The following is a 12058-nucleotide window of genomic DNA, read 5'->3' as shown; positions in this document are numbered from 1 at the left end:
CCAAGAAAGACCTTGCTTTATCAGACGCCCGCGGAGAGGTTTGCAGAGTGTGTTGCAGCGATCAGTTGAACTCACCGGTGTTTTCGGTTTGCTGGCCAAGATCGCACCGTTGCATTTCAAGGTCGATGGGCCAGCATGGCACGGGGCGCAGTCTCGCACAGGCACCGCGCAGCCCGCAGCGGTGAACTGCGCCCCCTTGGTGCCGATCAAAACGATGCGCGGTGCCAGCGGATGTCACATGTGCGGACGCTGCAGCGGATATCGCGGGGCTATCCGTCTCGCCTGGCGTTCGCCCAACGAAGAGATCGTAGCCGTCTGCGGTGAGACTGCCAATGGATGGGAGACCTTTTTGATCACGGCCGTCCTCATGGGCATGGCCACGGGCGCCCTGCAGTGGTCCGGCAGCGCACTTTACGTGACGTTGAAGGCACAGATTGCGATCTGGTGTCTTAATGCCGGGGTGTCGTGGCCGCTTGACGCCAGCCTGCCATGGTGGATGCTGACGAACTATCCCGGCGACAGGATGACGCTTGTCGACGGAGCCACCCTCTTGGTCTTTGTCGCAGGCGCGGGTTTATTGGCGTGCGTGACATGCCTGCCGGCTCTCTCGGCCGGTACCATCCTGTTGGGCGGGTGGAGCCGCCGCCGGTTCCATCATCTCGCCCAGGCCCTGATCCCGATCGCCGCGGCAGGCTTGTTCTGCGGGCTCCTGTCGCTAACGGTCACTCAATTGCGCATGGATAGTGTGCGGATCCCGGTAATCGACGAAGTCCGCTCCCTGCTTGTTGATGCGGCGGGTTTGTGGTCTCTCTATCTCGCATACAGCATCGCCGGGCGCTACAGCCCATCGCGCTTTGCAAGGCTTGGCGTCTCAGCGGCAATCAGTGTTCCGATTGTTGCCACGTGCGGAGTTTGGGCGCTCTTTTTCCTCGGCTGAGTGCACCTAGGGCTACGGCCGATCCGCGATCGTCGTCACATTGTCGACAATGGTCGCCGAGCCTCTGAGGCTCTCGACTAGAACCTTTATCGCCTTGCGATGGAGCTCTGTCTCGACAATACCGGTGAGTATGACGTTGCCATCCTGAACGGCCACTGCAATTTGCTCCCGCGGGAGGTTCAGATCGCTCTTCAGCCGCGTCGCGATAGCAAGGCACAACGCCTCCTCGCCGCGCGGTATGCGATCGGGCAGGCCTGCAACGACCGCCTTAAGAAGATCGCGGCGGCTGACGATCCCGACAACCCTGCCGTCCAAGACGACCGGCACGCGCTTGATTGAATGTACCGCCATGAGCCCGGCGATCTCGCCGAGAGGCGCCGAGGGGCTTACCGAGAAGACATCAGCGGACATGACGTCATCGACCCGCCAGCTGTTGCCGTGCACATAGTCACGCAGCGCATCGACTGTGCCTGCATCGGCGGCCGCCCTTAAGTCCAGTTCTTTTCGGCGCAACATGTCGCCTTCGGTGATAATCCCGCGGAGGCTTCCGTCGTCGCCGACGACCGGCAGCCCGCTGACATCAGCTGCGATCATTATTTCGATAGCCTTGCGGATGCCGGCCGTCTCGCTAACCGAAGTAACGGGCCTCGTCATTATGTCTTTGGCTTGCATGGCGGCTCCTTGCGTTCGACGGGTTTGCCCGAAACAAAGCTTAGCGCAATGCGGCTCTTCCAAATTGACCGGGATCAAGGATCCGGCTTTTTGCGCGGCAGATGCCGATCAGAGATATTTGACGCGATCGAGGAACGGGCGGGGGCAGACGCGGGGCAACCTCTATTCACGGCCGCCGTTGGCGAGAATCATCAGCTTCCGGTAGTCGCAGACAAGCAGTTTTTGACGGCCGCCTTCAACGAGGCCCTTGGCTTCCCAGGCGCTTAGAATTCTTGAAACCGTGTGCAGCGTCGTTCCCGTCATTTCGGCGATGTCCTGGCGAGAAATCGGAAAGTCGATACGAATGCCGTTGCCCTCCTGCTTTCCTGCCTGCTTGGAAAGCCTCAGGACAGCGTGAGCGACGCGTCTTTCCACCTCCTCTGTCGACATTTCGCGGATCCGCGTATGAGCCTCCTCGAGCCGCTGGCCGATGGTCTGCATCGCGGTAACCGCCAAACGTGGATTTTGCTCGACGAATTGCGGCCACAGATCGGTTGGCCACGAAAGCGTCAGGCTTTCGGCGGCGGCAATTGCGGTACCCGGATAGTCGGAACGCTGCAGGGCTCTGGCAAAGCCGAACAAATCGCCCGGGTGAACGACCCGGACGATGATCTGCTGGCCATCTGCCGTGACCTGCGTGACCTTCAATCTGCCATGCAGAAGCAGGAAGAATGATTTGGCGGATGCGCCCTGTTCGAAGACCGCATCGCCTTGTGCGACACGTCGCGAAACCGCGTGCTCCACAATGGCGTCGAGATCAGAATCCGTCATTCGATCGAACAACGGCAGTGATTTCAAAACGGCGCGATCAATCTTCATGACGTAGGTCCTTCATCCGGGGGAACGGCGTTTATCGAAAAGGTGGTCAAACCGATCATGCGCCTGATCCAGTCTTTCGCCATCTCCAAGGAACTTGGTTGACGAACGAGCCGGAAACCGAGATTGTCTGGTGGGCTGCCGACAGTGCAGCCGCCGCCTTTTGGATTGCGGATAAAGCTGCTCATCGGAGCTCGATGTTTACCGGAAGCGATCAGGATACCGCAGCGCGACGGATCAGCCTCCTGATCGGCTTTTTGAGCGTCCATATCGACACGCTTGCTGCAGCTACGCGTCCATTCCCAAATGTTGCCGGCAAAGTCGGCCAAGCCGTATTCACTGACGCCAAACGTTCCCCGGATTTGGGGACGGGGGTCCTTGGAGGCCGCCCGGCGCGCTTCCCGCTCGTAATCTGCAAGCCAGCGGATGGCAGGATTCTTGCCGTCGCTTGTGACGCCGAGCGCATCGTCGGGAAAGCGGCTTCCCGCGGCAAAGGCCAGTTGTTCATCTGTCGGCAGGGTCCATGAGTGCCCGGTATGGTCCGAAAGCCACGCCGCATAGTGCAGGGCGTCGTCATAGCTGACGCCGATAACAGATGTTTTGTCCGGCGAGGCCGGTTCTTCGCTCTCCGCCGGGGAACAGGCTTTATCTTGGACGCAGCGATCATACTCCGCGCGCGAAACCTGATACTTCATGATCGTCAGCGGCGTTTCAATCGTGACGACCGAACGCGGCGCATCGACGGCGAACCCGGCACGGAAATATTCCGCATGGTCCCGATAAGCAAACGACCTGGGGACCACGGTAATCACATCTGGACTGGCGACCGGATTCTGAGCGCCGCGCAAGGCGACTAGGTCGGACTGAACGGCGACCGTAGCTAGCAGGATCGCCAACAGCACCAGCGGTATGGCGATGGAAATTCCCGAAACCTGATCATCGACTTCGTCTAGTATCACAGCCGCTACGCGTTTGAAGGCGCCTCACGTGGAATTTCGGCGAGCGGGCTACAGCCTGGTCCGCTCGCCGGCATGAACTGTCCGGATCAGCTACCCGATGGCGACCTGACGGTGGTCATTAGATCGTCGTTCCAATCGCCGGTGACCTTGAAGTGAGCCGCAGCGCCAAGCTCGAAAGCCTCGATCAGATTATGGTTGACGTAGGCATAGATACCGGGCTGTTCGAACGTATAGTAGGCCGCCCCGGCTGTGCCGCCGGGAATGAACCAGGTCTCCTGATCCCGGTCGGGCACGTTGACGAACTTGCCCGTGGCCCAGACATATTCGCCATGACCGCCGATAAGATGCGGCCGGGTGTCACGGTTGGCTTGCGAGTGAACGATGAGAACCCGCTCGCCGACGGCAGCCGTCAGAGCATTTTCACCGGTGAGCGCGCCCACGGCGCCATTGAAGACAATATGCGTCGGGGTCAAGGTACGCATGACGGCAACGGTGTCCTCATAAGCCTCGCCCGGGCTGTCATATTTTTTGAACTCACCCTTTTCGTCGCGCGGAATATAAAAGTCCTGCTCACCGACGTAATAGACCTTGTCGTAGACAAGTTCCTTACCATGACCATCTGTCAGACCTTCGCGCGGCAGCACCATGATCGCGCCGTTCATGCCCGAGGTTACGTGCCAGGGTACCATGCCGGGAGGGGCGCAGTGATAGACGAAGACGCCGGCCTTGGTCGCCTTGAAGCGCAATACCGCGCTTTCACCCGGGTTGACGACCGTCAGTGCACCGCCGCCGAGCGCACCGGTTGCTGAGTGGAAATCGATGTTGTGCTGCAGCGTGTTCGTCTCGGGATTGACGAGTGTGACCTCGACGTAGTCGTCCTGATGCACAACGATGAGCGGACCAGGAACCGATCCGTCAAAGGTCATGGCATTGACTTCGGTGCCCTTGCCATCGATCACGAGCTTCTTTTCCTCAATCGTCAGTGTGACTTCGACGACTTTCGGTCCGCCTTCTGCTTTTTGCGTATGTACGTGGACGAAAGGTGGCTTCACGAGGTCCAGTTTCCTGCGCGGAAGGGCAGCGATTTCAGTGGCGCTGAGCTTTCTGACAGGAGTGGGGGAGGCATTCGCCGCCGCCGAGGTGAGGATGGGGGTCAGCGCTCCGGCAACAGCAGCGCCCGCCAGCATCGTGCGCCGGGTCATTTGCAATGTATTTGTCATCATTCTTCTCCTGAAGTCGAAGACGGAGCGAAAACCGCCCGGTCAGAAGATTTCTAGGCGAATGCTGCGTAATCTCTTTGATTTGGAGCAAATTCGGTCTTTGTGGGCGCACAAAGTCGAGACGCTGCTCTTTGCGTATTGTCAACGACTGCTTTGGCCGATGCGACCATTACTGGCGGGTCAATTCGGAGATCTTAATCATGCAAAACAGGTCAGCAGCCGAACCGGCCCCGCGCATCCCAAGAGGAATGTGGACGTCAGGATCGGTGCTCTTTTCTTACGGCTTCCGGCCCTTCTTCCTCGGCGCTGCGGCCTGGTCCATTCTTTCCATAGGGCTCTGGGCGGCGTTTCTCTCCTCGGGGCCAGCGATCGCGCTCAACTACGGACCGGCCAATTGGCATGCCCATGAAATGCTCTTCGGGTTTGCCTCGGCGGTCCTCGCCGGCTTCCTGCTGACGGCGGTGCCGAATTGGACCGGCCGCTTGCCGGTTTCGGGCCGGCCGCTTGTCGTTCTTTTTGGGCTGTGGACGTTCGGGCGGGTCGCCATCCTTTTGTCGGACACAATCGGCGTACTGCCCGCCGCCGTCATCGATAGTCTTTTTCTGCCAGCAATGCTGGTCATCTGCGCCCGCGAGGTGATCGCCGGCCGGAAGTGGAAGGACTTGAAAGTTGTAAGCGGCCTTGCGGCGCTATCGGCGGCAAACATCTGTTTCCACATCCTGGTCATCGAAGGCGCTAGCCCGGAACTCCCGATCCGCCTGGCACTCAGCGCCTACGTCGCTTTGATCACGATCGTCGGCGGACGGATCCTTCCAAGCTTTACCCGCAACTGGCTGAACCAGTTCGGCCGAACCGACTTTCCCGTCCCCTACAATCACTTCGACGCAGCAGCGATCATTACCGGTGTCGTCGCACTGGCATGCTGGACGATCGCACCAACGTCAATCGCAACCGGTGGCCTGAGCGCCATAGCGGCCGTTATCAATCTCATCCGGCTTTACCGCTGGCGCGGCTGGACGACTCGCCGGGAACCCATTCTCTCGGTCCTTCATGTCGCCTACCTCTTCGTCCCCTTCGGCTTCGCAATGATCGCGCTCGGATCGATGGGCCTCGATCAGGTATCAATCCTGCATACGCTCGCGATCGGCGTAGTAGCTCTCATGATGCTGGCGGTCATGACGCGTGCAACGCGGGGACATACGGGCCGCAAGCTCAAGGCAAGCGCTGCGACGACGACGTCCTATGCCGTCCTTGCGGTCGTCGCCGTCGTCCGGCCGGCAGCCGACCTTGTACCGGCATACACCTATGAAATCCTGATGATCGCCGCACTGGGATGGATCATGGCCTTCGGACTGTTTCTGGCGGAGCACGCGCCTTTTCTTTGCAGGAAGACAAAACCATTGCGCTAGAAAAAGCCGGGCACGCAGCCTCAGTCCCGCAAAACTCAATCGCATAGCTTCGAATTCTGCGATCGAGTTTTGCGACAGCAATCGTCGTGAGTGTTCAGAGCCGATGATTTTGTTGCGAGGATTAGGGACTATGCGACAGAGCCCTGTCTGCCAACGGGTAACGCGAGCGGTGCGCCATAGAGAAATAACGAAAAATGGAACGGCGCGTGCTGCGCTCCTTCTGTCGTTTGTCAGTGTCGCCACACGAGCCAAACCAATCGAAAATCAAGGCACGATTGCGAGCATAATGAATATCAAGAAGATGCCCAGGTGCACGGCACCTTGAAGAACAGTCGTCCTTCCTGTGCCGAGCGTGATGGTGCTTACAAACAGGGTGAGGAGTAGAAGAACGAGATTTTCAGGGACCAAGCCCAGTGTAATGGTGCGACCGGTTATGACGGAGATCGCTGCTACAACAGGAATGTCAGTCCGATGCTTGCCAGAGCCGAGCCCAACACAAGGTTAACGCTATTCTGGAGCCGGTTGGCGAGCGCGGAGCGAACCGAGGCAATGCCTTCTGGCAGCAGTACGACAGCAGCAACAATCACACCGACGAAAGCCTGCGGCAGGCAGGCCGCATCGACCGCCGAGTCGAGGGGATGCGACAGGATCTTGGCCAAAAGCACAACGGCAACAAGCGAAAGTGGAAGCAAAACAGCGCTTGTAGTCACGAGCCGAGATGGAACTTTCTCTTGAGCCACTGTTTCGCCGGCGTTCGTCTCCTGGCTCGGCTCATCGATAAAGTAGCTTCGGTGGCGTATGGTTTGCACGAACAAAAAGACACCATAAAGAGCCAGAGAAACCAAACCAACAACGGCCAATTGGGAGCCCGAGAACTGACGAGCTCCGCCTGACTGGACATAGTTAGGAAGCACGAACGATATAGTCGCCAACGTGCCAAGGACGGCAAATGCGGCGGCTGCGGCGTCCAGGTGAAATGATTGCTCGTGGTGGCGCCGCCCACCGAGGACAAGACATAAGCCGATCACACCGTTCACGACGATGATAACCGCGGCGAAGACCGTGTCACGGGCAACCTCTTCGTTACCTTCCGCCCCGGAAAGCATAATCGAGACGATGACCGCCACTTCGATGATGGTAACGCATACTGCAAGAAGAATCGCGCCGAAAGGCTCTCCTATTCGGAGAGCCAAAATCTCTGCATGATGCACCGATGCGAAGACTGCTCCGGCAAGGAGAACCGCTGCGGGCAGAAGCACGGCAACGGACATATCGGACACGGCTCCGGAAAAAACGAGAGCAGCAATCAAGCATGAAAGCGTTGGAAGTGTCCAGGACCACAGCAGTATTCTTGAGGGATTAACGTGAGACATTGGCTCTCCTCGGCACCTGCGCTGCATTCAAGAGATATCTCCTCAAATGTCCAAGAAAGCTTGTCCGGTGGCTTTAGGAAACCGTCCTGTGCCACCTGTCACACGAAGTACGAACCTATAGGTCAAACCGAGGACCGGGCCCTTGAGCATGGTATCGAAAACGTGTCCGTCTGAATCATAGTTGATGGAAAGAACCTTGTAGCCGGTCGAGACGGTGAACCTGTCATTAAAGGAGTAATAGCTAACATACGAAGTCAAATGTTCGCACCTGCTACCAAAACTCATCTGCCCATCCCCAAGCAACCGTCCCACTACTCTTGGTTGATTTCGAACGGCGGTCAAGAAAGTGGTCTGTATGGCAAAGTTCCCTAATTCAAGCGAGAGTTTTGCGACTGAATTTGGCAACGCCGCAAAGTGGGCATTCTGCGACGGTGGGTGTGCAGAGGGCTTCACAAAGAAGTAAGCCGCCCGCAATGCCTCTGCTGCGAGCGGATTACGCACCATTATTCCATGTTGATTCCACAATTCGGTGAGGGCGCGAAAGCCCGGCCGTCAATGCTGGCGTTCAAGCCACAAGCTTGCCGATCATATCCGGCGACCACGGCGGCTCGTAGACCAAGTCAACCGTTATCCGCCCGATGCCCGGGATTGTGCTCAGGCGTTCGCGGACGGCGTCCGCAATGAACGCCGAAGCCGGACAGGCGCGCGTGGTTGTCGTCATGACGATCCGTACGGCTGCGTCCGTTTTGATTTCGACCAGATAGATCAAGCCCAGCTCGACGATGTCGGTCCCGACCTCGGGATCTTGAATGGCCCGCAACGCTTGCAGGACGGCAGAGGCGGCAATCGGTTGGAGCGTCGTCATGCCACTCTCGCTGACGGAATGACGCGGATCATGATGCGGTACGTCGAGCCGCTGGCGTCAAAATTGCCGGCCCATTCGTGGCCGCGCCTCTTCAGTTCATTGAAGAGGAAGACCGGTTCGCGGCTGAGAAGCGCGAAAAGGACTTCTCCTGCGTTCATCGTCTCGAGGCGGGCGAGGATCCGCTCCATGGGCTCGGGTGGTGCCAGGTCCGTCAGATCGAGGTTCCATTCCGGTTCCGGCCAGATATCTGGCACCGGAGCATGGCTATTGTCAGCCGATGGTGCGGCGGCCGATGCCTGCGGTGTGAACACGATTTCCCAATCATCTTCCGCAAGTTTGGTGCTGTGGTGACGGTATCCCCGCTCGTTCAGCTGGCGAATGAGGGGAACAGGCTCGAAGATCACGAGGAGACGGAGACTTTCATCCGGATGCAACGATTCGACTGTTTCCATGATGACCTGGAACGGCATGCCGCCGTCCTTCAGGAGCTGCCTGACATCGAGTTCTCGAACTGGCATCATTGTCGTTACCTCTCTGAATTGGTTTTGGCGATCAACAGACCGGGTTGATGGAAGGGGCCGCTTTTGGCGACGGCATCGACATGGGCAAGGATACGAACCTGGAACAATTCGAAGATCAGGCCTGCAGAGCATACCAGTTGAGCAAAGGCCGATATCTGAAATCCCGCATCGGTGTTTGCCGCGACGGATGCGGCGGCTGAAATGACCGCAAGGTAAAACCCGGCAAGCCAGAACGATGCGCGGCGCTCCTTGATCAGGTCTTGCAGCCGTGGCGTCGGCCGCCTTCCGAGCAGGGGGCCGAAGGCTTCGAGCCAGGTCAGGAAGGGCACGATCTTCAACAACTGTGCCAGACCGAGCCCCGATAGCCAACCGAACGCGAAGAGATAGACGATCGCGGCACGAATACGGTCATCCGCATTGAGCGGCATGGAAGTGACGAGGGCCGCCATCGACAGCGCCAGCAGCACAAATGCCGGAATTGAGCCGATGCTGTTGAGCTCCAGCGTCTTGCGCCTTCTCGTGCGGTAGAGGGTGCGCATTTCGGTCGCATAGACTGCAATCGTTCCCAGGAACACGACGGCCGAAATAAAGAGCAGAGGCTCAATCACGTCCCCGCCCGCAAACAGGCAGGACAGGGCGACAGCAAGTATCAGAAAGGTGCAAGCGCCGCCCGCCAGTACGACCCGTGTTCGTGACGTGTCGGGTGACAGCAGGAACATGCTCATGAGTTTAAAGCTGACGCCGATGGCAGCAAGGCTCATCCATCCTCCAAGCCCGAAACCGGCATGCAGCGGTACGGCGCGCAGGGCAAGATCGACGATCAGTGGAACATCCGTCACCCCCGATAACACCAGCGCGAAACCAACGCCCAATATCACGGTCACGGCCAGGCAGAAGATGCCAAGAAGCACAAGTGGCGCGGCGGCATGAACATTGCGCCCGCGCCATAGTCCAGTAAACAGCACGGCACCTATGCCAAGCAAGCCGGCGGCGAGCAACGCCGCAGCGACCGGCATTATCAAGGCGGCCGTCGGCGATCCGGTCTTGATTGCGGCAAACCCGCAAATCAGCGTCGCAAGACCGGCGACGATAGCGACGAGGGCAGGGAGGTTGAACCGTTCCGTCGCCAGCGCAGCCCCCGTCAGCACCGGTGCAAATTGCAACGATGCGCCGATCATCAAAAGGCCGAGCCAGCCGATCGTCACGCAGTGCACGATGATCAGCGTGATGGGATCACCGACGTCGGCGGATGGTTTCCAAAGACCCGCAGCCAGCATGCCTTCCGCCAGAAGCAGAAAGAGCAGTGCGGCAGCGAAATAGGACATCGTCCATCGCGAGAGTCTTGCACCGGGGATCATCGTCGCTACCCGCCTAATGCTTGTCAGTGGCTGCCGCAGCAGCAGTCGCATCCCGAATCCTGGCGAACGATCTCCACGCGCCATACCGCGGGACCCTGCTCGAGATACTCCCAGGCGAACTTGCCCGGATATCCGGTTTCGAGTTGATAGTGCAGCGGCTTGGGATCATGGTCGCTGGTGATCAGCAGCGACCTGCCTGGCGCAAGCGCATTGAGGGCATTGAAAATGCGCGGATGCCGTTCGGCCGGCGCCAGCGTGCGCACATCGATCAGCGGCTTGTTGCTTTCAGCGATCGTCGCTTCAGTCATGGATTGGAACCCTTATAGGCTGCACTCGAATCAAGTCCCGGTCAAACCGCAGCCGTGATTTGCCGGATGTTCAAAAGCCTAACGGCAATCTCGCTGCGGCAATTTGACTGTGAGCAAACAATTTCCGGATTCTCGAAAATGCGGCCGGCGTCATCATTGACCTAAGACAAGGACAGCCATCCTCAGCGCCTTCAAAGTCGCCAAAACGTCTATGAAGGAACGCATCATGTCTCACCCCCTCGTCGAGAAGTATGGCGAAACGCGGCTGCCGCGCTATACGAGCTATCCGACCGCGCCTGCCTTTTCTTCCGCGATCGGTGCGGGCACCTACGGGGATTGGCTGGAAGAGCTCCACACCGGGGACCCGGTCTCGCTCTATCTTCATATCCCCTTCTGCCGGTCGATGTGCTGGTATTGCGGGTGTCACACCACGATCACGAAGCAAGACCGGCCGATCCTCGACTATCTGGATGTTCTCCGCCAGGAGATCGACCTGGTTGCGTCCAGGGCGAAGCAGCCGCTGCTCGTGCAAAATGTGCACTTCGGCGGCGGCACGCCGACGATCATGCGGCCTGAAGAGTTCGTAGATCTAATGAAGCATTTGAGGAACGCCTTCGAATTAATGCCGGAGGTGGAAATCGCCGTAGAGATCGATCCCCGCACACTCGCAAGCGAAATGGTCGACGCGCTCGCTAAGGGCGGCGTCTGTCGTGCAAGCTTAGGGGTTCAGAGTTTCGATCCGGTGGTCCAGGCGGCCATCAACCGCAACCAGACTTTCGAGCAGACCGAGACCGCCGTTCGGCAATTGAGAGAGGCCGGCATCGGTAGCATCAATTTCGATCTGATCTATGGCCTGCCATATCAGACGGTCTCATCTTGCATCGATACCGTGCAGACAGCCGTCCGGTTGCGCCCCGAACGCTTTTCAGTCTTCGGCTATGCACACATCCCGGCCTTCAAGAAGCATCAGCGCCTTATCGATGAGGCGACCTTGCCGAATGCAGAAGAGCGCAACAGCCAGGCCGAGGCGATCGCAGAAGCGCTTGTCGATGCCGGCTACGTGCAGATCGGTCTTGATCACTTCGCATTGCCGGCAGATGAACTTTCGGTGGCCAGCGCGCGCGGGGACTTGAGGCGGAACTTCCAGGGCTACACCACGGACACGTGCGAGACCCTGATCGGTCTCGGGGCATCCGCCATCGGGAAGCTTCCGGGAGGGTATGTCCAAAATGAGGTCGCCCTCGGGGCCTATGCGCAACGGATTTCCTCGGGCATCCTGGCCACCGTGAAAGGGTACCGCTTGACCGGGCAGGACCGGTTCCGGGCGGCAATCATCGAACGGCTGATGTGCGATTTCGTCGTCGATCTCAATCGGCTTGGAGCGCGTTTCGGCCATGAAGCCGGTCTGGTTCTTGGGGGCAACGATCGGCTGCGTGCGCTCGAAAGCGATGGCGTCGTGACGGTCCGCGACGGTCTTGTTACCGTGCGCAAGGATCTCAGGTTCATGATCAGGGCGGTGGCCGCAGCCTTCGATGCCTATATCGGCGCATCGGGCCGTACCCATAGCAAAGCAGCTTGACG

At 58.8% G+C, this 12058-nt stretch carries 11 protein-coding genes and 1 pseudogene; 3 read left to right on the top strand and 9 right to left on the bottom strand.

All coding sequences use genetic code 11. From position 1 onward, the window contains the following. Positions 1–349: 349 nt before the first annotated feature. Positions 350–937, top strand: a complete 588-nt coding sequence (locus tag BN1800_RS32415) for a hypothetical protein (protein WP_143534201.1) — start codon at positions 350–352, stop codon at positions 935–937. A gap of 12 nt (positions 938–949) precedes the next feature. Here the strand turns inward: BN1800_RS32415 and BN1800_RS32410 are convergent, their stop codons facing one another. The 4 genes from BN1800_RS32410 to nirK form a co-directional block, all read right to left on the bottom strand. Continuing rightward, the gene (locus BN1800_RS32410; protein WP_087003692.1) at positions 950–1609 is read right to left on the bottom strand and encodes a CBS domain-containing protein; all 660 of its coding nucleotides are present in this window, start codon (positions 1607–1609) and stop codon (positions 950–952) included. A 162-nt stretch (positions 1610–1771) separates the two neighbouring features. Next, the gene (locus BN1800_RS32405; RefSeq protein WP_087003690.1) at positions 1772–2467 is read right to left on the bottom strand and encodes a Crp/Fnr family transcriptional regulator; all 696 of its coding nucleotides are present in this window, start codon (positions 2465–2467) and stop codon (positions 1772–1774) included. After that, entirely contained in the window at positions 2464–3423 is a 960-nt protein-coding gene (locus BN1800_RS32400) for an SUMF1/EgtB/PvdO family nonheme iron enzyme (RefSeq protein WP_087003687.1), read from the bottom strand. Before BN1800_RS32400 ends, BN1800_RS32405 begins: the two co-directional genes overlap by 4 nt. Before the next feature lie 86 nt (positions 3424–3509). Next, positions 3510–4643: a copper-containing nitrite reductase gene (nirK, locus tag BN1800_RS32395; protein ID WP_087003684.1), complete on the bottom strand. Its 1134-nt coding sequence runs from the start codon at positions 4641–4643 to the stop codon at positions 3510–3512. Between the two features lie 200 nt (positions 4644–4843). Between nirK and BN1800_RS32390 the strand changes: the two genes are divergently transcribed. Then, positions 4844–6052, top strand: coding sequence for an NnrS family protein (locus BN1800_RS32390; protein WP_087003681.1), 1209 nt, complete (start codon positions 4844–4846; stop codon positions 6050–6052). Positions 6053–6316: 264 nt separating this feature from the next. On the opposite strand, the pseudogene BN1800_RS32385 reads toward BN1800_RS32390, so the two are convergent. The 5 genes and pseudogenes from BN1800_RS32385 to BN1800_RS32360 form a co-directional block, all read right to left on the bottom strand. After that, positions 6317–7425: pseudogene (locus BN1800_RS32385) on the bottom strand (calcium:cation antiporter). 565 nt (positions 7426–7990) lie between these two features. Then, entirely contained in the window at positions 7991–8290 is a 300-nt protein-coding gene (locus tag BN1800_RS32375) for a metal-sulfur cluster assembly factor (RefSeq protein ID WP_087003675.1), read from the bottom strand. After that, positions 8287–8811 carry a DUF2249 domain-containing protein gene (locus BN1800_RS32370; protein ID WP_087003672.1) on the bottom strand — a complete coding sequence of 175 codons (525 nt, stop codon included), beginning with the start codon at positions 8809–8811 and terminating at the stop codon, positions 8287–8289. The genes BN1800_RS32375 and BN1800_RS32370 overlap by 4 nt, the downstream gene beginning before the upstream one ends. A 5-nt stretch (positions 8812–8816) precedes the next feature. After that, complete coding sequence (locus BN1800_RS32365; RefSeq protein ID WP_244564735.1) at positions 8817–10220, bottom strand: hypothetical protein; 1404 nt, start codon at positions 10218–10220, stop codon at positions 8817–8819. Next, the gene (locus tag BN1800_RS32360) at positions 10193–10477 is read right to left on the bottom strand and encodes a DUF2249 domain-containing protein (protein WP_087003669.1); all 285 of its coding nucleotides are present in this window, start codon (positions 10475–10477) and stop codon (positions 10193–10195) included. The genes BN1800_RS32365 and BN1800_RS32360 overlap by 28 nt, the downstream gene beginning before the upstream one ends. Before the next feature lie 226 nt (positions 10478–10703). On the opposite strand from BN1800_RS32360, the gene hemN reads away from it, so the two are divergent. Further along, on the top strand, positions 10704–12056 hold the full coding sequence (gene hemN / locus BN1800_RS32355) for an oxygen-independent coproporphyrinogen III oxidase (protein WP_087003706.1): 1353 nt from the start codon (positions 10704–10706) through the stop codon (positions 12054–12056). Positions 12057–12058: the final 2 nt, after the last annotated feature.

It is taken from the genome of Rhizobium sullae (genome assembly GCF_900169785.1).
GTDB classification, from domain to species: Bacteria; Pseudomonadota; Alphaproteobacteria; order Rhizobiales; family Rhizobiaceae; genus Rhizobium; species Rhizobium sullae.
Note: the sequence above shows the minus strand (reverse complement) of the source record. Positions and strands in the feature narration are given on the sequence as shown.

Excerpts from the sequence above, each read along its gene's own strand:
- BN1800_RS32410 (WP_087003692.1), bottom strand. The coding sequence starts at position 1,609 with ATGCAAGCCAAAGACATAATGACGAGGCCCGTTACTTCGGTTAGCGAG.
- BN1800_RS32405 (WP_087003690.1), bottom strand. The coding sequence starts at position 2,467 with ATGAAGATTGATCGCGCCGTTTTGAAATCACTGCCGTTGTTCGATCGA.
- nirK (WP_087003684.1), bottom strand. The coding sequence starts at position 4,643 with ATGACAAATACATTGCAAATGACCCGGCGCACGATGCTGGCGGGCGCT.
- BN1800_RS32390 (WP_087003681.1), top strand. The coding sequence starts at position 4,844 with ATGCAAAACAGGTCAGCAGCCGAACCGGCCCCGCGCATCCCAAGAGGA.
- BN1800_RS32375 (WP_087003675.1), bottom strand. The coding sequence starts at position 8,290 with ATGACGACGCTCCAACCGATTGCCGCCTCTGCCGTCCTGCAAGCGTTG.
- BN1800_RS32370 (WP_087003672.1), bottom strand. The coding sequence starts at position 8,811 with ATGATGCCAGTTCGAGAACTCGATGTCAGGCAGCTCCTGAAGGACGGC.
- BN1800_RS32365 (WP_244564735.1), bottom strand. The coding sequence starts at position 10,220 with ATGCGACTGCTGCTGCGGCAGCCACTGACAAGCATTAGGCGGGTAGCG.
- BN1800_RS32360 (WP_087003669.1), bottom strand. The coding sequence starts at position 10,477 with ATGACTGAAGCGACGATCGCTGAAAGCAACAAGCCGCTGATCGATGTG.
- hemN (WP_087003706.1), top strand. The coding sequence starts at position 10,704 with ATGTCTCACCCCCTCGTCGAGAAGTATGGCGAAACGCGGCTGCCGCGC.